The following is a 24,566-nucleotide window of genomic DNA, read 5'->3' on the forward strand; positions in this document are numbered from 1 at the left end:
GAGGGTCATTCGGCGGGTTCGGCATGGACCGGCACGATGCCGGGCAGGACGGCGGGTTCGGAGGCGGCGCTCCGCGAGGCCATCCGCACCACGCCGCCGGCGCGCTTCAGCAGGAGGCGATGCGTCGCCGCCTCGGCGAAACCTGCGCCCTGTCCGAAGGCGATGATGATGGCATCCGGTCGCGCGGCGCGCAGATGGCCGAGCAGTTCCAGCGCGGCATCGGTGTCGAAGGCGCTCGTGGCCTCGTCCAGCAGGACGATGTCGGGCTGCTCCAGCTCGGCCCGCGCCAGCGCCAGGCGCTGCCGGTCGCCGGTGGCGAGTTCCCGGTCCCAGTCGCGGGTTTCGTCCAGCATGGCGGCGAGCGAGGACAGGCCGTAGCGCCGCAGGACGTTCTGGAGCTGCTCCTCCGGCAGGGTGCGGCCGGTCTCGATGACGGCGCGTAGGCTGCCTTCCGAGAGGTGCAGCTTGTGCGGCACGGCCGTGACGAAGGCACCCGCCGGACGCCGGATCTCGCCGCGCCCCCAGGGCCAGAGGCCGGCCACGGCCTGGATCAGCGCCGCCTTGCCGAAGCCGAGCTCGCCCGAGACATGCAGAGTCGTCCCCGGCGCCAGCGCACAGGAGATGTCGGCGACGAGCGTTCGCCCGTCGCGGTCGATCAGGGTCACATCCTGGAGATGCAACTGGCCGTCGGGGCTCGGCGCGATCGCCAGATGCTCGCCCGGCGGCTCGTGGTCGACACGCTCCAGGGCATCGGCCAGTTCGTTGACGCGCCTTGCCGCGGCGAGCCATTCGGCGATGCGCATGAAGTTGTCGAGGACCCAGTTGAAGGCATTCTGCACGGCGACGAAGGCGGCCGCGACCTGCACGACGCCGCCCAGGGACATGTCCCCCGACAGGTATTTGGGCGCCGCCAGCAACAGCGGCACCACCGGCACCAGCGCGCCGCTGCCATTGGTGATCCAGGTCAGCCGGCCGCGCTGGCGGATCATGGCGAGCCAGCGGCCGACGAGGCTGTCATAGGTGCGCGCGACGGCGCGGCGCTCGCCCGCTTCGGTGCGCGAGAGGGCGATCGTCTCGCCATGGTCGCGGATGCGCATCAGCGAGAAGCGCAGGCGCGCCTCGCCCTCGTTGCGGGCGGCAATGAGGCCAGGCAGCTTGCGGCCGACGATCGTGATCAGCCCCGAGACCAGCACGGCATAGACGATCGCGGCGAGGACCAGATAGGCCGGGATCACCACCGTCGTGCCGCCCGCCTCGACGGTCAGCGCGCCCCCGATCTTCCAGAGAATCTCGATGAAGGTGATGATGGTGATGACGGCCGAAAGCAGGCCGATCGCGAAATCGACCACCGGCTCCGTCGCCCATCGCACGTCGTCGGCGATGCGGTATTCCGGATTGGCGGGTTCGTAGCCGGAGAGGCTGAGTCGGAAGAAGCGGCGCTGCCCCACCCAGGAATCGGCCAGCTTCGCCGTCACCCATTGCCGCCAATGGACCTGGAAGGTCTCGCGCGAGACCAGGATCACCACCCCGAGCCCGGCGACGATCAGCACCAGCACGGGGAAGACCGCCATGGCGACCAGGGCGCTCTCGCTGTCGCGCTTTTCCAGCGCGTCGAAAAACCAGCCGTTCCAGCGGTTGACGGTGACGTTGGCAAAGACGCCAAGGATGATCGCAGACGCCAGAAGCAGCGACCAGAACCAGGCCCGACCTGCCGTTTCGCCACGCCAGAAGCCGCCGGTGAGCCGCGCGAAGCGCAACGCCACCTGCCGATCTCCCGGCACAGCCTCCCGCCCCGGCATCTCGCTTGCCGCCCGCACGAACCCCACGATCCCCAACCGCCGGTTTTCCGGCCTTGGCGACAGGCTGGCTGGGGCCGAATGAACTCAGAATGAACGGGAACCACGGGACGACGGCGACGTTCCCGCGACAGCAACCGGGAGACGCAGCATGCCACGTGGCGAAAAGTCCGCCTACACCGACAAGCAGAAGCGCAAGGCGGAGCATATCGAGGAAGGATACGAAGAGCGCGGCGTCCCGAAGGAGGAGGCCGAGAAGCGCGCCTGGGCCACCGTTAACAGGGAGAGTGGCGGCGGCAACAAGAGCGGATCCGGACGCGGCAAGCCCGACGACCACAGCGCGTCCCAACGCGGCGGCGAGATCGGCGGCAAGGCCTCGGCATCTCGCACCGCCGCCCAGCGCTCGGCCTCGGCCGAGAAGGTGGCCGCGACGCGCAAGAAGCGCGCCGCCGAGCCCTGAGCCTCGCTGTCAGCCGCCGATATTGAAGGCGGCGAGCGCCGCCATGTTGACGATGTCGCTGTCCTTGGCACCGAGCGGGACAATCTGGACCGGCTTGTCGAGGCCGACGATCAGCGGGCCGATCACGGTGGAGCCGCCGAGTTCCTGCAGCATCTTGGTCGAGATCGAGGCCGAGTGGAATGCCGGCATGATCAGCACATTGGCCGGCCCGCTCAGGCGGCAGAAGGGATACTGCGCCATCAGATCGCGGTTGAGCGCGACGTCGGCGGCCATCTCGCCATCATACTCGAAGTCGACGCGCTGACCGTCGAGCAGCTTGACCGCCTCGCGCACCTTTTCCGAGCGCTCGCCGGCCGGGTGACCGAAGGTCGAGAAGGCGAGCATCGCGACCTTGGGCTCGTAGCCGAGCCGCCGGGCCACGCCCGCGGCCTCGATCGCGATCTCGGACAGCTCCTTCGCCGTCGGCATCTCGGTGATCGCGGTGTCGGCGACCAGCACCGTGCGCTCGCGCGAGAGCACGATCGAGACGCCGATGACGCGGTGCCCCGGCTTCTCGTCGATGACGCGACGGACCTCCTCCAGCGCGATCGAGTAGTTGCGGGTCACGCCCGTCACCATCGCATCCGCATCGCCGAGTGCGACCATGGCGGCGGCGAAATGGTTGCGGTCCTGGTTGATCAGGCGCTGGCAGTCGCGGAAGAGATAGCCCTGCCGCTGCAGGCGCTCGTAGAGATATTGCGCATAGGCCGCGTTGCGCTTCGACAGCCGCGCGTTCTGGACCGAGATGCCCTTGGTCTCGAGGTCGATGCCGAGGAAGGTCGCGGTCTCGAAGACGCGCTCCTCACGGCCGACCAGAATGGCGTGGCCGAGCCCCTGGTTGACGAAGGACACCGCGGCGCGGATGACCTGCTCCTCCTCGCCCTCGGCGAAGACGACGCGCTTGGGGTAGCGCCGGACGCGCTCGAAGATGCGGTTCAGCGTGCCCGCGACAGGGTCGCGCCGCGCCGAGAGCTGCGCCTTGTAGGCGTTCATGTCGACGATCGGCTTGCCGGCGACGCCGGTTTCCATCGCCGCCTTCGCCACCGCCACGGGCACGACCTGGATCAGCCGCGGGTCGAAGGGGACCGGGATGATGTAGTCCTTGCCGTAACGCGGCCGCGAGCCCTGATAGGCGGCGGCGACCTCGTCGGGAACGTCCTCGCGAGCGAGCGAGGCCAGCGCCTCGGCGGCTGCGATCTTCATCTCCATGTTGATGGTCTTGGCGCGCACGTCGAGCGCGCCGCGGAAGATGAAGGGGAAGCCGAGGACGTTGTTGACCTGGTTGGGATAGTCCGAGCGCCCCGTCGCCATGATGGCGTCGTCACGGACGGCATGGACCTGCTCCGGCGTGATCTCCGGATCGGGATTGGCCATGGCGAAGATGATCGGGTTCTTCGCCATCGAGGCGACCATCTCGGGCGTCACGGCGCCTTTCTGCGACAGGCCGAAGAAGGCGTCCGCCCCGTCCAGCGCCTGCGCCAGCGTGCGCCGGTCGGTGATGGCGGCATGGGCGGACTTCCACTGGTTCATGCCCTCGGTGCGGCCCTGATAGATCACGCCCTTGGTGTCGCAGAGGATGACGTTGTCGGGCTTGAAGCCCATCGCCTTGAGCAGCTCGGTGCAAGCGATGGACGCCGCGCCGGCGCCGTTGATGACGAGGCGGGTCGTCTTCACGTCGCGCCCGGTGAGATCGAGCGCATTGATCAGGCCGGCGGCGGCGATGATCGCGGTGCCGTGCTGGTCGTCATGGAAGACGGGAATGTCCATCAGCTCGCGCAGGCGCTGCTCGATGATGAAGCACTCCGGTGCCTTGATGTCCTCGAGATTGATGCCGCCGAAGGAGGGCCCGAGATAGCGCACGGCCTCGATGAACTTGTCGGCATCCTCGGTATCGACCTCGAGGTCGATCGAGTCGACGTCGGCGAAGCGCTTGAACAGGACCGCCTTGCCCTCCATCACCGGCTTGGAGGCGAGCGCGCCGAGATTGCCGAGGCCGAGGATCGCGGTGCCGTTCGAGATCACCGCGACGAGGTTGCCGCGCGCCGTGTAGTCATAGGAGCGGGTCGGATCCTCCGCGATCGCCAGCACGGGCACGGCGACGCCCGGCGAATAGGCGAGAGACAGATCGCGCTGCGTCGCCATCGGCACCGTCGCGACGATCTCGAGCTTGCCCGGGCGCCCCTCCGAGTGGAAAAGCAGGGCTTCCTGGTCAGTGAAGGTCGGGCGCGTGCGCTTGATCGGCGGCTGGTCGGGCATGGGCTTGTTCTTTTTTGTCGGCGTTTCCTGGAGGACGCGGACCATAGGCAAGGGCTGCCGCGGCTACAAGCCGGGCCGGCGTGGGTCACGCATGCGGGCGGGGGCGACCGTCGACGGCGGGGCGGGGCGAGGCGGCCTCGCGCCCCGTTCTCAGAGCTGGCGGCGAACGCTGGCGACGAATTGACCGACATAGGCGTCGAGCGCGCCGGTCTGCTCCTCGACGGTCCGCGCCGCCTCGACGACGAGACGCGCGGCCTCGCCCGTGACATGCGCCTCGTGACCGACCGAGCCGACATTGCTGGTCACCAGCACCGCATTGCCGGCGACGGCCTGCGCATCGGCCGCAATGGTGGATGCGAGGTCCGCCTGCCGGTTGACGACCCGAGCGATGATGCCGGCATTCTGCTCCATGTCGCCCATGGTCCTGTCCATGAAGGCGACGGCGCCCGAGGCCGTAGACGCCGCGGCCCGGATGTCCTGCAAGGTCGCGGCGATGTCACGGGTCGCCTTCTGGGTCTGCTCGGCGAGATTCTTGACCTCGGCCGCGACGACGGCGAAGCCGCGGCCGGCGGCGCCCGCGCGCGCAGCCTCGATCGTGGCGTTGAGGGCCAGCAGGTTGGTCCGCGAGGCGATGTCCTCGATGAAGTTCAGCACGTCGCTGGCCTTGTCGGCCGCGGTCTCGAGGCCGGCGACGTCACGCTGCGATTCTCGGACATAGCAAGCCGCCTCCTGAGCGGAGCGGTCGGCATGGTCGGCCTGGCGGTTCAGCTCGCGGATCGACGCGTCGATCTCCTCGGCCGCCCGCGCGACGCTGGCGATGCGGCTCGACGCGCTTTCGACCTCCTGCGTCGCCGCCACCGCCCGGCTCGTCGTGGCATCGGCGCTTCGCGTCATCGCACTCGCAGCCTCGTGCATGCTGCGGGCCGAACGGGCGACGTCGCCGAGCGCCTTGCCGACCGTGACTTCGAGTTGCCCCGCGAGATCGTCGAGTTGCCGGCGGCGCGCCGTCTCGATTTCGGCCCGCCGCACCTCGAGCGTCCGCTCGTCGGTGACGTCGAACAGGATGCCGTCCCAGATTCTCGTGCCGTCCGGCAGTTCTCGCATCGTCGCTTCGCTGCGCAGGGCGACGATGACTCCGTCCTTGCCGTGATAACGCAGGTGCAGACGCCAGTTGTCGCTCGGATCGAAGCCGTTGCGGCAGCCATGCTCGAAGCGGGCCCGATCCTCGGGGATCATCCGGTCGATCCAGACCCGGGCGTCGCGCTCAACCTCCTCCTGCTTCAGCCCCAATAATTCGCCGAGCTGGAAGGAGGCGAAGCGGTAGCTGACGCGGCCGCCAGGAGAGAGGATTCGCTGATAGAGCGTGCCGGGTACCCGCTCCGCCAGACTGCGGAAGCGATAGGCCATCTCCCGGCGTTCGGCGTCGATCAGGATGATCAGCGCCCCGAGCGTCGCCCCGATCACGTTCACGAGCAGCGTCGGCGGCAGCGCATGGGTGTAGACCGTCCAGATCATCTCGGTGTCCGGCAGCAGCAGCGGCGTCGGCAGAAGGACGGCGGCGGCGACGAGCGCGATCAGGGGGATGTCGCCCTTGACGATGCTGCGCTCGCGACGCGGTCTGCGCCAGAAGATCGCCAGGCCGCAGGCGCCGCTGAGCAGAATGCCGATGATGCCCATGATCATGCCGTTGCCGCCCTGAGAATAGCGCAGCATCGCCAGCGGCAGGACCGTGACGCCGGCCGCGAGCGGTCCGCCGACCACCCCCGACAGCAGCGCCGCGATGTTGCGGGAACTGACCGACACGCCCGGCGCGATCATGAAGGGGTGCGCCATGCTGGCGAGGCCCGCCGCTGCGAAGAGCAGGCCGACCACCATCGCTCGCAGCACCGTGTAGCGCTCGATCCTGGCCGTCACGACGGTCACGGCGAGCGCGGCCAGCAGAATGAAGGACAGGCTTTCGACGAGGGCGATGATCAATTGCATCACGCGGCGCCTGCAAACGGCCGGAGCGGGCCGCCCGGAGCCGGAGAAAGAGAGCCGGGCGCGCCCATGACCGCGCGCCTAGAGCCTGCGCCGCAGGCTGCCGACGAACTCGCCGACATAGCGGTCGAGCGAAGCGGTCTGCTCGTCGACCTTGCGGGCGACATCGAGAACGCGCTCGGCGGCATCGCCTGTGACGGAGACCTCTGCGGCCACCGAACCGACGTTGGAGGTCACCGCGGTGGTGCTGCCCGCAACCGCCTGCGCATCGGCGGTGATGGTCGAGGCGATGTCGGCCTGGCGGCTGACGACGCTGGCGATGACCCCCGAGGTCTGCTCGATCGTCGTCATCGTCACCTCGATCTGGGCGACGGCATCGGACGCGGTCGCCGCGGCGCCGCGAATGTCCTGGAGCGTCGCGGCAATGTCGCGCGTCGCCTTCTGCGTCTGCTCGGCGAGGTTCTTGACCTCGCCCGCGACGACGGCGAAGCCGCGACCGGCCGCGCCAGCCCGCGCAGCCTCGATCGTGGCGTTGAGCGCCAGCAGGTTGGTGCGAGAGGCGATGTCCTCGATGAAGTCCAGCACCGAGCTGACCTTGTCGGTTGCGGCACCGAGACCGGCCACGTCCTGCCGCGTGGTGCGGACATAGCTCGCCGCGTCCCGCACCGTCTGGTCGGCATGAGCTGTCTGGCGCGTCAGCTCGCGGATGGAGGCTTCGATCTCCTCGGCGGCGATCGCCACGCTGCCGACGCGGCGGGAGGCGAGATCGGCCTCGCGGGTCACCTCACCGGCCCGCAAAGCCGTGTTGTGGGCGCTCCCCGCCATGGCGTTCGCCGCGTCATGCATGCCGCGGACCGAAGAGGTGACCTCCTGAAGGGCCTTGCCGACCTTGGCCTCGAGTTGCACCGCGAGTTCCTCGACCGCGGCCTTGCGATCCGCGTCCATCTCCTGGCGCTGCTGGGCCAGCGTGCGCTCGGCGGTGACGTCGGTCATGATGCCGTCCCAGCAGATCGACCCGTCCGAGAGACGGCGCGGCGCGGCGTCCGTGCGCAGCCAGATCAGCGAGCCGTCGTCGCGGATGTGCCGCGCCTCGAAGCGCCAGGGCTTGAGCGTGCGCTCGGCCACTGCGGCGGCATTTGACTTGGCCAGAAACTCGCGATCCTCGGGCACCATCCAGCGCAGCCAGCTCTCGGGGTCACGCTCAACCTCCTCGCGGGTCACGTCGAGGAACTGTTCGATACGGGAATTGGCCAGCTTGTGCTGGATCGTGCCGTCCGGCCGCAGGATCTTCTGATAGATCACGCCCGGCATGTTGGCCGTGCAGGCCTCGAGCCGCAGCATCGCCTCGACGCGCTGATGGTCGCTCTTGATGATGAAGCCGATCAGCAGCGCGCCGGCGACGTTGACCGCCGTCGCGGCCGGTCCGGAGATCGCGACGATCAGGTCCCAGGCACGCGGAAAGGGCACATAAGCGATGATGATCGCCACCGGCATCCAGGCTGCCACGAGGCTCAGGCCGACGAACCCTGCCATGGTGAGGCTGCGGGCCGTACGCCTGAGCCAGAGCGAGACTCCGAGCCCGATGAGCGAACACAGTATGAGGCCGACCACACCGGCTTCCGCTCCGACGCCACCAATGTAGAGCCGCACGGTCGCCAGTCCTGCCGCCGTGATCACAGCGGCGATCGGACCGCCCAACGGGCCGGCCAGAACGGCGGCGATGTTGCGGAAATCGAGCAGGATACCTGTCTGGACGACGATGGGATCGAACATGCTGGCGCTGCCGCCGGCTGCGAGGATCACGCCGATGACGACTTGCCGAAGCCGATGGAACTCGCCGAGCCGCTGCGTCGCGAGCGGCACCAGCACGGCTGCGACGATGAGGTAACCGAGACCCCGGGTCAGTTCCAGTAGCATATCGTCTGGCCTGCTGCGGCTGAGAACGGCATCGCCATGGTCTACTGCGATTGCTGCTAACGAATCCTGAACCTTGTTGCGTTGCAGGATCGTGCCGCGCGCATCCACACCAAAATGGTCGCGAAACGGGCAGGCCCGGAGCGTCGCGGTTTCCAACCCAGACCCGAAACGCTAGCGTCCCGCCACCATGCACCGCGCCAGCCCGTCTCTCGCCGATCCGGCCGATCGGCCCGCCACCCCCGTGGCCGCAAACCGCGACGACGGCGCGCGCGTCACGCCGATGATGGCGCAGTACATCGAGATCAAGGCCGCCAATCCCGACTGCCTGCTGTTCTACCGGATGGGCGACTTCTACGAGCTGTTCTTCCACGACGCCGAAATCGCCTCGCGGACACTCGGCATCGTGCTGACCAAGCGCGGCAAGCACCAGGGCGACGACATCCCGATGTGCGGGGTGCCGGTCGAGCGCGCCGACGACTATCTGCAGCGGCTGATCGCCGCCGGGCACCGCGTCGCCGTCTGCGAACAGATCGAGGATCCCGCCGAGGCGAAGAAGCGCGGGCCGAAATCGGTGGTGCGGCGCGACGTGGTACGCCTCGTCACCCCCGGCACGATCACCGAGGAGCGCCTGCTGGAGCCCGGCCGGGCCAGCCTGCTGGTCGCGGTCGCCCGGCGGAAGCTCGGCGATGCCAGCGCCCTCTACGGGATTGCAGCGATCGACATCTCGACCGGGCGCTTCAGCGTCATGGAGACGCCGCAGGAGCGGCTCGCGATCGAGTTCGCCCGGCTCGAGCCGCGCGAGATCGTCTGCCCCGACGCGATCCATGACGATCCCGCCCTGCGGGCCTTCTGGCTCGACCTCGGCCTGCCCGTGACGCCGCTGGCGCGCGAGGGGCTGGACGCCGCCTCGGCGGAGCGCCGGCTCAAGGCGTTCTTCGGCGTCGCCACGCTCGACGCCTTCGGCCATTTCAGCCGCGCCGAGATCGCGGCGGCCGGCGCGGCGCTGGCCTATGTCGAGCGGACGCAGTTCGGCGCCCGCCCGCCCCTGTCCCCGCCCGTGCGCGATTCCGGCACCGACACGATGCTGATCGACGCGGCCACGCGGGCCAATCTCGAATTGACGCGGACCCTGTCAGGCGAACGAGGCGGCAGCCTGCTCGCGACGATCGACCGGACGGTAACGCCCGGCGGGGCACGACTGCTGGCCGAGCGCCTGGCGGGGCCGCTGACCGATCCACAGGCGATCGCGGCGCGCCATGATGCGGTGGCCGCGCTCGTGGCCGACGGCGCCCTGCGCGAAGACCTCCAGGCCGCGCTCGCCCGCGTGCCCGACATCGCCCGGGCGCTGGCGCGGCTCGCGCTCAACCGCGGCGGCCCGCGCGACCTCGCCGCGCTCGGCGCGGGGCTGACCGCGGCACGGGCGATCGTCGCGATGCTGCTCGACCGGGCGGCTCTGCCGGCCGAATTGTCGAAGGCCTCGCGAGCCCTGTCCGAGATCGACCCCGACCTGCCGGCACGGCTGGACGCGACGCTGGCCGAGGAGCTGCCGCTCAACCGGCGCGACGGGCGCTTCGTGCGGGAAGGGCATGATCCGGCGCTGGACGAGCTGCGCCTGCTGCAGGTCGATTCGCGCAAGGTGATCGCGCAGCTGCAGGCCCGCTATGCGGCCGAGACCGGGTGCCGGACGCTGCGCATCAAGCACAACGCCATGCTCGGCTATTTCGTCGAGGTGCCGCAGGCCATCGGCGAGGATTTCCTGAAGGAGCCCTGGCGGGCCACCTTCGTGCACCGGCAGACGATGTCGGACGCGATGCGCTTCTCCTCCGTCGAACTCGGCGGGCTGGAGGCCAAGATCGCCTCGGCGGCCGACCGGGCGCTGAAGTTGGAGCTCGGCATCTTCGCCGGGCTGAGCGAGGCGGTGCTCGCCCAGGCCGAACCAATCAAGCGGGCGGCGGCGGCGCTGGCGGAGATCGACGTCGCCGCGGGACTCGCCGAACTGGCGGCGCGGGAGAGCTGGGTCCGGCCCCTCGTCGATGCCAGCGAGGCCTTCACGATCGCCGGCGGCCGGCATCCGGTGGTCGAAGCGGCGCTGAAGCGCGACGGCAAGCCCTTCGTCGCCAACGAAACGGACCTCTCCCCGCCGGGCGACGGTGCGAAGGGCGGGCGCATCTGCCTGATCACCGGCCCCAACATGGCGGGCAAGTCGACCTTCTTGCGGCAGAATGCGCTGATCGCGGTGCTCGCGCAGATGGGGGCCTTCGTGCCGGCGTCGAGCGCCCATATCGGCATCGTCGACCGGCTGTTCTCCCGCGTCGGCGCCGCCGACGACCTCGCCCGCGGGCGCTCAACCTTCATGGTCGAAATGGTCGAGACCGCCGCGATCCTCAACCAGGCCGGGCCGCGCGCCCTGGTCATTCTCGACGAGATCGGGCGCGGCACCGCGACCTTCGACGGGCTCTCGATCGCCTGGGCCGCGATCGAGCATCTGCACGAGGTCAATCGCTGCCGGGGGCTGTTCGCAACGCATTACCACGAGCTGACGGCTCTGGCCGACCGGCTGGAGCGTGTCAGCAACGCGACGGTGCGCGTCACCGAGTGGAAGGGCGAGGTCGTCTTCCTGCACGAGGTCGTTCCCGGTGCGGCCGATCGCTCCTACGGCATCCAGGTCGCCAAGCTCGCCGGGCTGCCCCCGGCGGTGGTCGAGCGCGCCCGGACCATCCTCGGCGAACTGGAGAAGAGCGAGCGGGAGAAACCCGTCGCCTCGCTGGTCGACGATTTGCCGCTCTTCGCGGCGCCCCAGCGCCGCGCCGCCGCGCCGCCCGCTCTGCCGACTGAAGACCCGCTGCGCCTCGCCCTAGACGGACTCGACCTGGACGAGATGACGCCGCGCGAGGCGCTGGAGGCGCTGTATCGACTGAAGGGGTTGGGTTAGCCGATCCGACGGATGCTCGTGATCGCGCCGAAGCTCTTGGCCTGGATGCGATCGCGGGCGGCGCGCAGCGGCTCGCTCATCACCGTCATCGAATAGGCGGTCGCGTGCAGCAATGTGTCGGGATCGGTCATGATGCCGACATGGCCCTTCCAGAAGACGAGGTCGCCGCGCCGCAGGCCCTGCAGCCTGTCGTCGAAGGGCACAGGCGCGCCGATCTCCCGCTCCAGCATGTCGGAATCGCGGGGTGACGCGATTCCGGCTGCGGCGAGGGCGAGCTGTGTGAGCCCGGAGCAGTCGAGGCCGAGGCTGGTCTTGCCACCCCAGAGATAAGGCACGTTCAGGAAGCGCTCGGCGACGGTGACGAAGTCGGGCGCGGGCTGCTCCAGCAGCGCGAGATGCGGCGCGAAGACGAAGCCGGTGGCATAGCGGCCGAACTCGGCGAGCGTCAGGAACTCCCCGCTCTCGCCGGCGACCGCGACACCGGCCCCCAGAGACAGCGCCGCCAGCGGCGGCAGCTTCATCGACGGGCCCGGATAGACGAAGGTCCGCAGCGCACTCACGCGGTGGGTCGGCGCGAGCGCATCCGGCCGCAGCGCGTCGTCGGGCACGTAGCCGACATAGCCGTCCGAACGGAGCTGGACCCAGGCCCAGCCTTCGAAGCGCTCGTAGACGTCGACCGCCTCGCCGCAGAGCGCCTCGCTATCGAGCGGGGCGTCGGGCCGCGGCTCGCGCCGCAGCGGCGCCGAAGGCGCGGCCACGCGCATCGGCTCGGGATCGACGAAGGCTCGCGCCTCAACCTGCCCGATCAGATGGCGGGCGGCGAGGTCGGGACGGGCGGGCGTCAGGCGGCGGTTGAGAATCGTGGTCATCGCGGTACTCTATCGCCGCGGGGCTTCGGCGGGAACGCTCAGGTCGCGCCGATCTCGCGCGCCCGCTCAACGACGCGGTCGGCGAGGCGCTCGACGGCGAGAGCACCCGCGACCGTGCGCTGGATCACGACATTGCGGCGGTCCGTCTCGTCGCGCCGGCGCGTCACCAGCCCGAGCTTGCCCATGCTGTCCAAAGCACGAGTGATGACCGGCTTGGTTACGCCGAGCTGAGCGGCGAGGCCGCGCACGGTGTGCGGCGGCAGCTCCAGATAGATCGTCAGCAGGATCGCGGTCTGGCGGGCCGAGAGGTCGGACTCCCCGTCGCGCACCAGGTCGAGATGGACCTGGCGCCACAATCTGAGGGCCTGCGAAGGCCTGATCTCCAGGGGCATGGGCAGGACGGATCCCGATCGTTACGGACCCGTATCATTAACGTGCCGCGATAGTCGCGCAATCGGCTTCTGTCGACAGGCTTAACCGGGCGGGTGGAGTTGTTTGACCAGCGCATAGGTCAGCCGCGCCGCCTGGCATTCTCCGCCCTCGGGCCGGCCGGGCTTCGCCGACGGGTTCCAGCCATAGATATCGAAATGGGCATAGGACTGGGTCGTCTCGACGAAGCGGTTGAGGAACAGCGCCGCCGTGACCGAACCGGCGAAGCTGCCGCCGGAGACATGGTTGAGATCGGCGATGCGCGAATCGAGCATGCGCTCATAGGACGGCCAGAGCGGCATGCGCCAGACCGGGTCGTTGACCGCCTGCCCCAGCCGCGCGATCTCGGAGGCCAGCCCTTCATCATGGGTGTAGAAGGGTGGCAGCTCGGGGCCGAGCGCCGTGCGCGCCGCGCCGGTCAGCGTGGCGAAATCGATCAGCAGCTCCGGTGCCTCCTCGTCGGCGAGCGCGAGCGCGTCGGCCAGGATCAGGCGGCCTTCCGCATCGGTGTTGCCGATCTCGACACTGAGCCCCTTCCGGCTCGGCAGGACATCGCCCGGACGGAAGGAGGAGCCCGAGACCGCATTCTCCACCGCCGGCACGAGCAGGCGCAGCCGCACCGGCAGCTTCGCCAGCATGATCATGCGCGCCGCCGCGATGGCCGCTGCCGCTCCGCCCATGTCCTTCTTCATCAGCAGCATGCCGGCCGAGGGCTTGAGATCGAGCCCGCCCGTGTCGAAGGCGACGCCCTTTCCGACGAGGGTGACCTTGGGATGGGCGGGATCGCCCCAGACGAGGTCGATCAGCCGGGGTGCGCGCGGCGAGGCGCGGCCGACGGCGTGCACCATCGGGAAGTTGCGGGCGAGGAGATCGTCACCGACGATCGCGGTCACCACCGCGCCGGTCTCGTCGGCGAGCGCTCGGATGGCGAGTTCGATCTCAGCGGGGCCCATGTCGTTGGCGGGCGTGTTGACCAGATCCCGCGCCAGCGCCACGGATCCGGCGATCCGGGCGAGATCCGCGCCGTCGACCCCCTCGGGCAGGACGAGCCGCGCCGCGGCGGGCGCCGGCTTGCGGTAGCGGTCGAAGCGATAGGCCTGCAGCAGCCAGCCCAGCGCGGCGAGGTCGGGATCCCCCGTCTCGCCCGCCAGCACATAATCGCCCGCCGGAAGGGAGGCCGCGAGCCGCCCCGGTGCGAAGGGATCACGACGCCGCGCCTCGATGCCTTCGACGCCGAGCAGAACCGCCGCGATGGCGCCCGCGGCGTCGGGCAGGACGATGTGCTGGCTGGGCTGGGCCGCGAAGCCCTGGGCTTCCGCGAAGCGCCGGGCTTCCGGCGCGAGATCGGCGAGCAGCGCCCGCAGGCCGGATTTCGTTACGCAATGGACGGGGATCGCGGCCGGGGACGCTGCAACGACGAGGCTGTTCACGGGAGAGGCTACCTGATGCGGAGGGCGGCTAAGGCCGGTTAAGGATGCGTTAGGGTTAACGTTTTATCACCGGTTCGACCACATCGGCCATTGGTGGCGAGGCGGTGAGACCCATGTTTTCCAGTCATCTGTCATTGAATCTCGGGCCATCGGAGGCGGTCGCATCGCCGCGGCGGCTGTCCCGCCCCGCTCTTGCTCTGTCGCTTTGCCTTGCCGGCCTCGTGCTCGCGGGTTGCCAGGGGCGCGGTGGGCTGGGAGACGTCACCGGCTCCATCGGCGGCAGCGCCTCGCAGCCGCGCGGCGCTGCCGACTGGCAGGCCGAGAGCGAGCGCTGGGGCAAGCGCTACGAAGCCAACCCCAAGGACCGCGACGCCGCCTTCTACTACGCCCGTGCCCTGCGCTCGCTCAACCAGAACGCCCAGGCCCTGGCCGTGCTGCAGAGCGCCGTGCTGACGCATGGCAACGACCGTGCGCTGCTGGGCGCCTATGGCCGCTCGCTCGCCGATAATGGCCGCCTCAAGGAAGCCGACGACGTGCTGTCGCGCGCGCATTCCCCGGAGCGTCCGGACTGGCGCATCCTGTCGGCCCAGGGCACGGTCGCCGACCAGCTCGGCGAGCATGCCCGCGCCCAGCAGATCTATCAGGCGGCGTTGAAGATCGCGCCGGGCGAGCCGACCGTGCTGTCCAATCTCGGCCTGTCGCTCGCGCTCTCCCGGCAGTTGCCGGAGGCGGAGCGCGTGCTGCGCGAGGCCGTCTCTGCCGGCCGCAGCGATCCGCGCGTGCGCCAGAACCTGGTCCTCGTTCTCGGCCTGCAGGGCCGGTTCGGCGAGGCCGAAACCCTCGCCCGCCAGGACCAGAGCCCCGCGGAAGCCGCGGCGACGGTCGCCTATCTCAAGCGCAGCGTGAGCCAGCCCAACAGCTGGGAGATGCTGAAGACGGGTGCGGGCAAGCCAAAGGCCAAGACCGCCCCCGCCCAGGCGCGCGCGCCCAAGCCGAGCGAGCCGCAGGGCTGAAGCCGGCGGAATGGGACCCAAAACCCGCCGCCGCGCGCGACCGCGGCGGCGGAGGTTTGTCCTGCGTGCACGCGCACTCCAGCGATAGCGTTGAGCCGCCTTTGTGTGGGGGGTTTCGGTGCCTTTGTCCAGCTGGCCGGACTCGGTGTCAGCCGGCAAACTCTTGTTTTCCCGAGATGGCGAAACCTGCGCTGACAACCCTCAAGAGCCCCGCCCGGCAGGCGCCGGATGCGGGGCCGCGGGCGCAACCGGGCGCCCCTATTGCAGCTTCATCACCTGGATGACCGCCGGCATCATGATCACGACGAAGAGGACCGGGAGGAAAAACAGGATCATCGGCACGGTCAGCTTCGGCGGCAGGGAGGCGGCCTTCTTCTCGGCCTCCATCATGCGCTGGTCGCGGCTTTCCTGGGCCAGCGTGCGCAGGGCGGTGCCGAGCGGCGTGCCATAACGCTCCGCCTGGATCAGCGCTGTCGAGACGGACTTCACCCCTTCCAGACCTGTGCGGGCGGAGAGATTCTCATAGGCCTGCCGACGCTCCGTCAGATAGGACAGCTCGGCCGTGCAGAGGGCGAACTCCTCGGCCAGCGGCACCGACTGGCCACCGATCTCGGTCGAGACCTTGCGAAAGGCATGTTCGATCGACATGCCCGATTCGACGCAGATCAGCAGCAGGTCGAGCGCGTCGGGAAAGGCCAGCTTCATCGAAGCCTGCCGCTTGCTGATCTGGTTCGACAGGAACAACTCGGGCGCCTTGATGCCGACATAGGCCCCGCCGACGGCCATTCCGATGCAGACCATGGCCGACTGGCCGAAATCGTTGATCACAAAGACGTAGAACAGCGTGAACAGGAACAGGCCGATCGGCATCACCAGCCGGAAGAAGAGGAAGGCGACCTCGGCCTGCTGGCCGCGATAGCCCGCCATGGTGAGCTGATGCTTCGCCGTCTCGGTCCCGAGCCAGTCGCCGAGTTTGAACTGATTGACGATGCGGCGCATGAACTCCTTCGGCTCCTGGCGGAGCGAGGCGCGGTCGCCCTGACGGTTGAGCCGGTCGCGTTCACGGGCGCGGATCTTCTCGCGCTCGGTCGCGACATTCTTCATGCGCTTCTGGAGGTTCGAGCCCTCTGTCAGCGGAATGGCGATGGTCAGCACCGTCGCCGCCGCCGCGATCGCGACGAAGAGCGACAGCAGGAACTGGCTGTCGACGGCCTTGTCCGCGATCAGGGAAATCATCGCTGCGGCCTCAGATGTTGAAGTTGATCATCTTGCGCATCACCAGAACACCCATCAGCATCCAGATGGCGCAGCCGACGAGGGCGAACTTGCCGGCCTGGGTGATCCAGAGCAGCTCGATGTAGCGGGGGCTGGTGAGGTAGACCATGGCGGCGACGGAGGGCGGCAGGCAGGCGATGATGCCAGCGGAGGCCTTCGCCTCCATCGAGACGGCCTGAATCTTGTCGCGCATCTTGCGGCGGTCGCGGATAACGCGCGAGAGATTGCTCAGCGTCTCCGAGAGATTGCCGCCGGTCTTCTGCTGGATGGCTAGCACGATGCCGAAGAAATTCGACTCCGCGCAGGGCATGCGCTCATACAGCTTGCCGATGGCCTCCGTCAGCGGCAGCCCCAGCGTCTGGCTCTCGATGATGAGGCGGAACTCGGTCTTCACAGGTTCCGCCGATTCCGTCGCGATGATGCGCAGGCAGTCGTTCAGCGGCAGGCCGGCCTTGATGCCACGCGTGATCACGTCGATGGCGTTGGGGAACTCGTTGCCGAACTTCTTCAGCCGGCGGTTGCGGCAATGCTGCAGGAACCAGGGCGGAATGCCGAGCGCCCCGATGAACAGGCCGACAAGCGCCAGAATGGAGTTGGCGCTCAACACGAAGAGGAGCAGGGCCGTGCCAACCGCCATGACGGCACTGAAGATGTAATATCTCTTGCGGTCCCAGCTCAGCCCCGCCTGCTGGATCCGCTGATCGAGCGTGAGCTTGTTGCGGGCGTTCTCCCGGCTCTCGATGTCCTTGAGGCTCTGGGCGATCTGCCCGCGCTTGACCCGGGCCTGCGCGTCGCGGTCCATCACCCGCGCGGCGACCGGTGCGGCGAACTCCTTGCGACGCTTCTCCGCGCGGGCCTGCCCGCTGAGCATCGGATAAAACAGTGCATAGGTGACACCGCCCGCGGCGATCGTCGCGAGCAGGATGACGGCGACGACGCTCAGATCCATGGCCGTCCCTCCGGGCTCGTGGCGGCGTCAGGCCACATTGGCTTCGCCCTGCTCGAGTTCGTCGATCGCCGCGGCGAGGCGCTGTTCCTCGCCGTAGTAGCGCGCGCGCTCCCAGAAGCGCGGCCGGCCGATGCCGGTGGCGCGATGCCGGCCGATCAGCTTGCCGTTCGCGTCCTCGCCGAGAATGTCGTAATTGACGAGATCCTGGGTGATGATGACGTCGCCTTCCATGCCCATCACCTCGGTGATGTGGGTGATGCGGCGGGAGCCGTCGCGCAGGCGCTGCGCCTGAATGATGACGTCGATCGAGGAACAGATCATCTCGCGCAGCGTCTTCGACGGCAGCGAGAAGCCACCCATCGTGATCATCGATTCGATACGGCTGAGGCATTCGCGCGGCGTGTTGGCGTGGAGCGTGCCCATCGAGCCGTCATGGCCCGTATTCATCGCCTGCAGCAGGTCGAACGCCTCGGGTCCGCGCACCTCGCCGACGATGATGCGTTCGGGACGCATGCGCAGGCAGTTCTTGACGAGATCGCGCATCGTCACCGCGCCCGTGCCCTCGAGATTGGGCGGCCGGGTCTCGAGACGCACGACATGGGGCTGCTGCAGTTGCAGCTCCGCCGCGTCCTCGCAGGTGATGACGCGCTCGTCGAGGTCGATGTAGTTGGTCAGGCAGTTGAGCAGCGTCGTCTTGCCGGAGCCGGTACCGCCGGAGATGACGATGTTGCAGCGGACGCGGCCGATGATCTTCAGAATCTCGGCGCCGGGCGGCGAGATCGCGCCGAACTTGACGAGCTGGTCGAGCGTCAGCTTGTCCTTCTTGAACTTGCGGATGGTGAGCGCTGGGCCGTCGATGGCCAGCGGCGGGGCGATGACGTTGACGCGCGAGCCGTCGGCGAGACGGGCGTCGCAGATCGGCGAGCTCTCGTCGACGCGCCGGCCGACCTGGCTGACGATGCGCTGGCAGATGTTCATCAGCTGCGCATTGTCGCGGAAGCGGATGTTGGTCAGGGTGATCTTGCCGCCGGTTTCGATGAAGGTCCGGGTGGCGCCATTGACCATGATGTCGGCGATGTCGTCGCGGGCGAGCAGCGGCTCGAGCGGGCCATAGCCGAGCACGTCGTTACAGATGTCGTCGAGCAGTTCCTCCTGCTCGGCGATCGAGAGCACGACGTTCTTCAGCGAGATGATCTCGTTGATGATGTCGCGGATTTCCTCGCGCGCCGATTCGCCGTCGAGCTTGGCGAGCTGCGACAGGTCGATGGCCTCGATGAGAGCACCGAAGATCATGCTCTTCATCTGGTAGTATTCTTCGGAGCGCTGCGGCTCCGGGGCGGCGACGGGCGCGCCGCGCCGGGGATCGGCGGCCTGCGGCTCCGGCTGGCGCTGGACCGGGGCCGCTGGCGTCGGCGCCCTCACGGCCAGCGCGGGCGCCGCGGCTCCACCGGTAGATCGCTTTCCGAACATCTCAACCCTCTCGCACGCAGACGGCCGGAGCGGGCAGCCCGGCCGGCAACCTTCTCCCGCTCATGGCCCTGTCGACGTCGGCTGCGGCCTGGTGCGCTTGCATGATCAGGCCTTGCGACGCAGCTTGGCGACGAGCGGCTCGAACAGGCTGCGCTTGCTGCGCTTGGCCTCGCCGCGGCCGGTGAGGCTGCTGGCGATCTGCACGAAGGCCTCGGCGATCTTTCCGCCGGCCTGTACCTCGGCGATCATCTGGCCATTGTTGGCCGCCGTGCCGAAAAGCTGCGCGTCGAAGGGGATCGAGGTCAGAACGTCGATGCCGAGCGCCTTGGAGAACTCAGCCGCGTCGATCTCCGGCCGCTTGGGCATGCCGACCTGATTGAGCACGAGCTTCGGCCCGGCATCGTTGGGGCGGTTGGCCCGGGCGAGGTCGATCAGGTTCTTGGCATTGCGCAGCGAGGCGAGCTCCGGCCCCGCCACCACGACGATCTCGTCGGCCGAGATCAGTGCCCGCCGGGCCCAGCCGCTCCAGACATGGGGGACGTCGAGCACGACGCAGGGAACGGTGGCGCGCAGCAGGTCGAAGAGCTGCTCGAAAGCGTCCTCCGGCAGGTCCAGCGTGCGGTCGAGCATCGCGGGGGCCGCCAGCAGGGCCAGATTGTCGCTGCAGCGGGAGAGCAGCCGGTCGAGCATGTTGGCGTCGAGGCGCTCGGGCGCGAAGACCGCCTCGGCGATGCCCTGCGGCGGGTCCTGGTTGAAGTCGAGGCCGGCGGTGCCGTAGGCGATGTCGAGATCGACGATCACCGTCGAGGCATCGAGGTTGCGGGCGATCGCCCAGGCTACGTTGTGCGAGACGGTCGACGCGCCGACGCCGCCCTTGGCGCCCATCACGGCGATGATGCGGCCGAGATTGCGGGCGCCGGGCGCGACATAGAGCTCCGACAGCGTCTTCAGCACGTCGAGCGTGCCGAGCGGCGCGATGAGATATTCGCTGACGCCGCGGCGGATCAGGTCCCGGTAAAGCTGCACGTCGTTGACGTGGCCGATCACGATGACCTTCGTACCGGAGTCGCAACTCTCGGACAGCATGTCGAGATGGCCGATCAGGCTGGCCGCATCCGCGACCGTCTCGAGCACGATGATGTTGGGCGTGGGCGCCGAGCGGAAGGCCTCGACGGCCGCCGCCGGCCCACCCATGTGGATGCGCGCATGCGCCTTGTCCATGCGTCGGTCGGCGATGGCGGCCTGCATGGTCGCGGCCACGCCCGGCGTCTCGCAGAACGCCTGCAGGGTGACGCGCGGCAATGGCGCGACGACATCCTCGACCGCGCTGCCCGAAGCTATGCCCTGGTCCTCCCCGGCGTTCATCAACGGCCTCCGACAGTCGAGTTGATCTGCGGGGTTTCCTGCCGGTACTGCGTCGACGGGTCCTTGCCTTCGCGGATCTTGGCGATGGCGCCCATGCGCTTGGCGATGTCGGGGCGACCCTCGCTGCGCGAACGGACGAGATCGATCGGATCGGCGACCTGGGCGGCGAGCGTCGCCTGGCTGGAACATCCGAAGTTCCAGTAGGGTTCGTTCGACATGTCGCCCTTGAAGCTGGAGACGCCGGTATCGGCCGGCCACTGGCCGCAATCATGCGGCAGCTTCGCCTGGAGCGAGGCGAAGGTCAGGCGGATGGGCGAGGCGAGATGGGCGTCCGAAACCGGATAGGTCGTGACCGACAGCGCCGTGCCGGGCACGCCGCCGCGTGCCAGCGCCGAGCGGATGCCGTTCAGCGTGTCATGCGCCGCCATCTCGCGGCGGGTGCCCGTCGGAACCTGCGCGACCAGCCCGCCCTTGCCGGAGCGACGGTACTCGCGGGCGAAGTCCGCGACATCCTCCGCCTGGCGATCGTCGAGCCTGCCGCCCGAACGACCGACGAAGACGTCGAGCGAGCGCGGCGCGTCGCGCAGCACGATCGGATGGCGCTCGCGCACATCCACGGGCACGCCCGTTTCGGCGAGGTCGCGCTTTCCGGAACAGGCGCCGAGCAGCAGCGCTGCAGCGAGCGCGATGCCGAGGGGCCGGGTGTTCTGCTGTGATCGAGCCATCATGGTCTCGCCATCCCTTGCGTGTTCGGACTTCGCCATCGCGACCGGCTTCAGTCGGCGATGAAGCCGACGCGGCCCTTGTAGGCCTGCGGCGCCGGCCCGCCGCCGGTTCCGTAAATCTTGTTCAGGCGCCCGAGCAGCACGGCCTGTGCGTCATGGGCATCGACGAAGCCGTCATCGGGACGCTGCACCTGGTTGGGCTCCATCGGCTTGGCGATGTAGGGCGTCGCCGTGATCAGCAATTCGGTCTCCTCGCGCTGATAGTCGCGCGAGCGGAAGAGCACGCCGATGACGGGCAGGTTCATCAGGCCGGGGAAGCCGTTGAGCGATTGCTTGGAGACGCGCTGGATCAGGCCGGCCGTCGCCAGCGTGCCGCCGGAGGGCAGTTCGACGGTGGTGTCCGACTTGCGCACCCGGAAAGCCGGCGCGTTGACGACCTGCTGGCTGCTGTTGCGGGTGTCGCTGAGGCGCAGCTGGTTCTCGAAGTCGAGCTCCGTCACCTCGGTCGCGATGCGCATGCTGATCTTGTTTCCCGACAGCACGATCGGCGTGAAGTTCAGGGCCACACCGATCGGCCGGTACTGGATGCCGAGCGTGCAGAGGCCCGTGCCGTCGCAGGAATAGCCGCTGGGAACCGGAACTTCGCCGCCCGCCGTAAACTTGGCGCTTTCGCCGGAAATGGCGGTGACCGTCGGTTCGGCGAGGACGCGCGAGAGCCCGGCGCGTTCCAGGGCCCGAAGAGTGAAATTGGTCGAGTTGCCGATGCCGGCGGTAACCGCGGTCGCGGCCAGCGCCTGCGGCTGCAGCGGCAGCGGATTGTCGAGCGTCGGCATGATCGAGAAATTGCCGAGCTTCCACTCACCCGTCGAGTTGATGCCGAGCTGCTTGATCGCCTTGCGCGACACCTCGGAGACGACGACCTTGACCATGACCTGATCGCGGCCGCGGATCGTCAGCGAGTTGATGACGGCGCCCTTGGAGGAGCTGAACAGCCCGGCCGTGGTGCCGACGAAGGCGTTGGCGATGTCGACGGCCTGGGTCGCCTCGGAGGCGTTGGCGACATTGCCGACGAGCAGGATCGAGTTGCCGGCCGGCTTGACCTCGATCTGGGCGCTCGGCATCGCCGAACGCAGCGTCTGGCGCAGCACGTTGAGATCGCGGCCGACCTCGATTTCGAGCGCGGTGATCTGGCGACCCTCGCCGTCAATGACGAACATCGAGGTCGAACCGTCGGCGATGCCGATGATGAAGAGCTTGCGGGCTGAGCGGACGACCGCGTTGGCCACCTTCGGATTGGCGACGAAGACCTCCTTGGCGTCGCGCGGCAGCTCGACGATCAGCGAGCGGCCAATCGAGAGATCGAGCTTGCGCGAGATCGCGTGCTCGCTGGTGCCGACATTGAGGACCGGCGCCTTGCCGGTGGCCTGAGCGAAGGCCGGCCCGGCGAGCGCCAGAACGAGGGCGGCGGAGAGGAGGGTACGGTGCCGGCTCACTGGTTCGCACTCCTTGAGGTCACGCCGTATTTCACGATGGTCATCGCGCCTTCGGCCGTCGGGCCCGTCACGACCTGGCCCGCATCCTTGAGGCTGCGCAGCGAAAGCGAGAGCGTTCCCATCTTCTGCGCGCGGAACAGGGTTTCGGCCTGGCCCGGCTCGACCTCGAGCGTCGCCGTCTCGCCGACGACGACTTTCTCGCCGTTGCGCTCCTGGACGTTCTGGCCGATGGCGAGGACCCGGAGATTGCGCAGGATCGTGTCGCTGAGGAAGGCATCGCCTTCACCCTCGACCGCAGGCCCCTTGATGGTCACGATCACATCGACGCGATCGTTGGGGAGGATGAAGCCACCGGCCGTGTTGGCGCCGCGGCTGTCGGTCGAGATCGCGACGGCGCGCATGCCGGACGGCAGCACCGCCGAGAGGAAGCCGGTGCCGTCGGTCTTGATCAGCTTCTCGCGGCGGAGCGGCTCGGAGGCGAGCATGCCGTAGCGGACGACCTGGCCGGCGAGCTCGGTCTCGGCCTGCGGCGCCTCGTCCTTGCGGATGACGCCGGCCGGCACGCTGGCGAGCGGCCAGTCGAGCCAGCGCATGTCGGCGGCGGCGACGACGTTACCGACGGGGATGTCCGCCGCGGCGACGAGAACGGGCACCGTCGGCGCCTGTTCGACCCGGGCGACGGGAGCAGGAGCCTGAGACGGCTTCCTGATCAGCATGGCGGCACCGATACCGGCGACCAGCGCAACCAGAAGGATGATGATGCGGGCGGGACTCATAGCGACTGACCCTCGGCCAAACCCAGTTGGCTCTCGGCGAGGATCGTGCGGCTGGAATCGTCAACTTATGGTTAATCGGACGTATCTTTTTTGAAGGCCGGGCCGACGGCCCGCGCCGGTGCCCTCACAGCCCCATCGCGGCCCGCCACAGCGCGCTGTCGGGCAGCACGAGGAGGGCCGCGAAGGCGAGTGCGATGCCATAGGGCACGCCCTCCTTCGGCGAGTGCAGCCGGCGCGCCCAGGACCAGCCGGTCGCGACCCGCGGCAGCGGGCCGGAGCGCAGCTTGAGGAGAACGAAGGTGAGCACGCCGCCGCCGATCGCCGCCAGGGAAAGATAGGGCATCAGCTGATCGAAGCCGAACCAGAGCGCGGTCACTGCCGCGAGCTTGGCGTCGCCGCCGCCGATCCAGCCCGCCGCGAACATGCCGAAGCAGATCACCAGGACGAGCCCGCCAGCCGCGAGGTGCCAGAGGAGTTGGTGCCAGCCCAGTCCCAGCGTGGCGGCACAGACGGCGAAGGTCGCGAGCAGGACGAGGCAGAGCCGGTTCGAGATCGTCATCGAGACGAGGTCGCTCGCCGCGGCATAGGCCATGGCCGCCGGAAAGACGAAGAGCAGGGCGATGAGCGGGAGCGACATGAACATCCCCTTCCGGAGCGGTGACGGCGGTGGAGGCGATCCTGCCGCAGGCGTCTCACCAAAGCCTTACTGCGTTCGATGAGAGGGCGGCGGGGCTGCCACGAATCAAAACGCCCCGGACGAGCCGGGGCGTTCAGGCTTGCGGTGGCGGGGGCGTATTTGCCCCGCCCGCCGGATCTTACTGCAGGCCGGTGTTGATCGCGGTGAACTTGGCCGACAGGCTGGTGCCGATGTTCGTCCAGACGGTGATGCAGACGACGGCGATCAGGGCCGCGATCAGGCCGTACTCGATGGCGGTGGCGCCGGACTCATCCTTGACGAAACGAGCGAAAACGTTGGTCATGTGAAACTCCTCTTGAACCACGGTTTGACGGCTGCCTTCGCTCTGAAGTGGCTTCGGTCAGCGACGAGATGGACATTACCCCGCTCCTCTTGCCGATCGGTTAAGGCGAAGGAAGAATTCGCTCGATCTCAAAGACATTCGAGCGATGGTTAACGCCAAATTGCCATGATCATCGACAGATTCAATTAGATTATTACATGTCTTTGACAGTTAATGAGCCGTTTTACGTTTGCCATTCCTGCGCATCAACATCCGGCGCCGGCATCATCCTGTCCAGGTATCAGGGGGTGGCGCTGTCTCTCTCCCTTGGTCATGTGTCCACCGCCCTCGCCAAACCAGCCCGCACAGCCAGATTAGGGTTTGATTCATCATTTTCCGCTTAGCTGTCGGTACGGAAATCTTGAGGCAGCGC

The 24,566-nt window shown here is 68.5% G+C and carries 19 protein-coding genes; 3 read left to right on the forward strand and 16 right to left on the reverse strand.

The features are described from left to right. Positions 1 to 5: 5 nt before the first annotated feature. Positions 6 to 1,763 (reverse strand): ABC transporter ATP-binding protein/permease, encoded by a 1,758-nt coding sequence (locus tag SJY11_RS01910; protein ID WP_376984782.1) that lies wholly within the window; start codon positions 1,761 to 1,763, stop codon positions 6 to 8. A 184-nt stretch (positions 1,764 to 1,947) separates the two neighbouring features. Here SJY11_RS01910 and SJY11_RS01915 point away from each other — a divergent pair, with 184 nt between their 5' ends. After that, positions 1,948 to 2,256, forward strand: coding sequence for a plasmid stabilization protein (locus SJY11_RS01915; protein ID WP_376984783.1), 309 nt, complete (start codon positions 1,948 to 1,950; stop codon positions 2,254 to 2,256). A 9-nt stretch (positions 2,257 to 2,265) separates the two neighbouring features. On the opposite strand, the gene SJY11_RS01920 is transcribed toward SJY11_RS01915, so the two are convergent. The 3 genes from SJY11_RS01920 to SJY11_RS01930 all read right to left on the reverse strand — a co-directional run bounded on the left by SJY11_RS01920 (position 2,266) and on the right by SJY11_RS01930 (position 8,448). Further along, a complete protein-coding gene (locus tag SJY11_RS01920) occupies positions 2,266 to 4,551 on the reverse strand; it encodes an NADP-dependent malic enzyme (protein ID WP_376984784.1) in 2,286 nt (761 codons plus the stop codon). 150 nt (positions 4,552 to 4,701) lie between these two features. Next, entirely contained in the window at positions 4,702 to 6,534 is a 1,833-nt protein-coding gene (locus SJY11_RS01925) for a methyl-accepting chemotaxis protein (RefSeq protein ID WP_376984785.1), read from the reverse strand. A gap of 78 nt (positions 6,535 to 6,612) precedes the next feature. Continuing rightward, entirely contained in the window at positions 6,613 to 8,448 is a 1,836-nt protein-coding gene (locus tag SJY11_RS01930) for a methyl-accepting chemotaxis protein (RefSeq protein WP_376984786.1), read from the reverse strand. Between the two features lie 187 nt (positions 8,449 to 8,635). Here SJY11_RS01930 and mutS point away from each other — a divergent pair, with 187 nt between their 5' ends. After that, positions 8,636 to 11,380 carry a DNA mismatch repair protein MutS gene (mutS, locus tag SJY11_RS01935; protein ID WP_376984788.1) on the forward strand — a complete coding sequence of 915 codons (2,745 nt, stop codon included), beginning with the start codon at positions 8,636 to 8,638 and terminating at the stop codon, positions 11,378 to 11,380. Here the strand turns inward: mutS and SJY11_RS01940 are convergent. From SJY11_RS01940 to SJY11_RS01950, 3 genes are all read right to left on the reverse strand, one after another. Beyond that, positions 11,377 to 12,249, reverse strand: coding sequence for a C40 family peptidase (locus tag SJY11_RS01940; protein WP_376984789.1), 873 nt, complete (start codon positions 12,247 to 12,249; stop codon positions 11,377 to 11,379). The two genes, mutS and SJY11_RS01940, sit on opposite strands and share 4 nt — an antisense overlap. 38 nt (positions 12,250 to 12,287) lie before the next feature. Then, the gene (locus SJY11_RS01945; RefSeq protein WP_376984790.1) at positions 12,288 to 12,641 is read right to left on the reverse strand and encodes a MarR family transcriptional regulator; all 354 of its coding nucleotides are present in this window, start codon (positions 12,639 to 12,641) and stop codon (positions 12,288 to 12,290) included. A gap of 81 nt (positions 12,642 to 12,722) precedes the next feature. After that, positions 12,723 to 14,108: a leucyl aminopeptidase family protein gene (locus SJY11_RS01950; RefSeq protein ID WP_376984792.1), complete on the reverse strand. Its 1,386-nt coding sequence runs from the start codon at positions 14,106 to 14,108 to the stop codon at positions 12,723 to 12,725. A gap of 221 nt (positions 14,109 to 14,329) precedes the next feature. On the opposite strand from SJY11_RS01950, the gene SJY11_RS01955 reads away from it, so the two are divergent. Next, positions 14,330 to 15,121 carry a tetratricopeptide repeat protein gene (locus SJY11_RS01955; RefSeq protein ID WP_376984793.1) on the forward strand — a complete coding sequence of 264 codons (792 nt, stop codon included), beginning with the start codon at positions 14,330 to 14,332 and terminating at the stop codon, positions 15,119 to 15,121. A 258-nt stretch (positions 15,122 to 15,379) separates the two neighbouring features. Here SJY11_RS01955 and SJY11_RS01960 read toward each other — a convergent pair whose 3' ends face one another. The 9 genes from SJY11_RS01960 to SJY11_RS02000 form a co-directional block, all read right to left on the reverse strand. Beyond that, positions 15,380 to 16,357: a type II secretion system F family protein gene (locus SJY11_RS01960; RefSeq protein ID WP_376984794.1), complete on the reverse strand. Its 978-nt coding sequence runs from the start codon at positions 16,355 to 16,357 to the stop codon at positions 15,380 to 15,382. Positions 16,358 to 16,367: 10 nt separating this feature from the next. Next, the gene (locus SJY11_RS01965; protein ID WP_376984795.1) at positions 16,368 to 17,345 is read right to left on the reverse strand and encodes a type II secretion system F family protein; all 978 of its coding nucleotides are present in this window, start codon (positions 17,343 to 17,345) and stop codon (positions 16,368 to 16,370) included. A gap of 27 nt (positions 17,346 to 17,372) precedes the next feature. Then, complete coding sequence (locus tag SJY11_RS01970; RefSeq protein WP_376984796.1) at positions 17,373 to 18,815, reverse strand: CpaF family protein; 1,443 nt, start codon at positions 18,813 to 18,815, stop codon at positions 17,373 to 17,375. A gap of 105 nt (positions 18,816 to 18,920) precedes the next feature. After that, positions 18,921 to 20,180: a CpaE/TadZ family protein gene (locus tag SJY11_RS01975; protein ID WP_326912369.1), complete on the reverse strand. Its 1,260-nt coding sequence runs from the start codon at positions 20,178 to 20,180 to the stop codon at positions 18,921 to 18,923. Further along, positions 20,180 to 20,908, reverse strand: coding sequence for a CpaD family pilus assembly protein (locus SJY11_RS01980; protein WP_376984797.1), 729 nt, complete (start codon positions 20,906 to 20,908; stop codon positions 20,180 to 20,182). The genes SJY11_RS01975 and SJY11_RS01980 overlap by 1 nt, the downstream gene beginning before the upstream one ends. A gap of 47 nt (positions 20,909 to 20,955) precedes the next feature. Next, entirely contained in the window at positions 20,956 to 22,398 is a 1,443-nt protein-coding gene (locus tag SJY11_RS01985) for a type II and III secretion system protein family protein (protein ID WP_376984798.1), read from the reverse strand. Beyond that, entirely contained in the window at positions 22,395 to 23,174 is a 780-nt protein-coding gene (gene cpaB / locus SJY11_RS01990; protein WP_376984799.1) for a Flp pilus assembly protein CpaB, read from the reverse strand. The genes SJY11_RS01985 and cpaB overlap by 4 nt, the downstream gene beginning before the upstream one ends. A 124-nt stretch (positions 23,175 to 23,298) precedes the next feature. Continuing rightward, positions 23,299 to 23,811 carry an A24 family peptidase gene (locus SJY11_RS01995; protein ID WP_376984800.1) on the reverse strand — a complete coding sequence of 171 codons (513 nt, stop codon included), beginning with the start codon at positions 23,809 to 23,811 and terminating at the stop codon, positions 23,299 to 23,301. A gap of 178 nt (positions 23,812 to 23,989) precedes the next feature. Then, entirely contained in the window at positions 23,990 to 24,154 is a 165-nt protein-coding gene (locus tag SJY11_RS02000; RefSeq protein ID WP_054210431.1) for a Flp family type IVb pilin, read from the reverse strand. Positions 24,155 to 24,566 lie beyond the last annotated feature (412 nt).

The sequence above is a fragment of the Allobosea sp. R86505 genome (assembly GCF_042466375.1).
GTDB lineage: Bacteria > Pseudomonadota > Alphaproteobacteria > Rhizobiales > Beijerinckiaceae > Allobosea.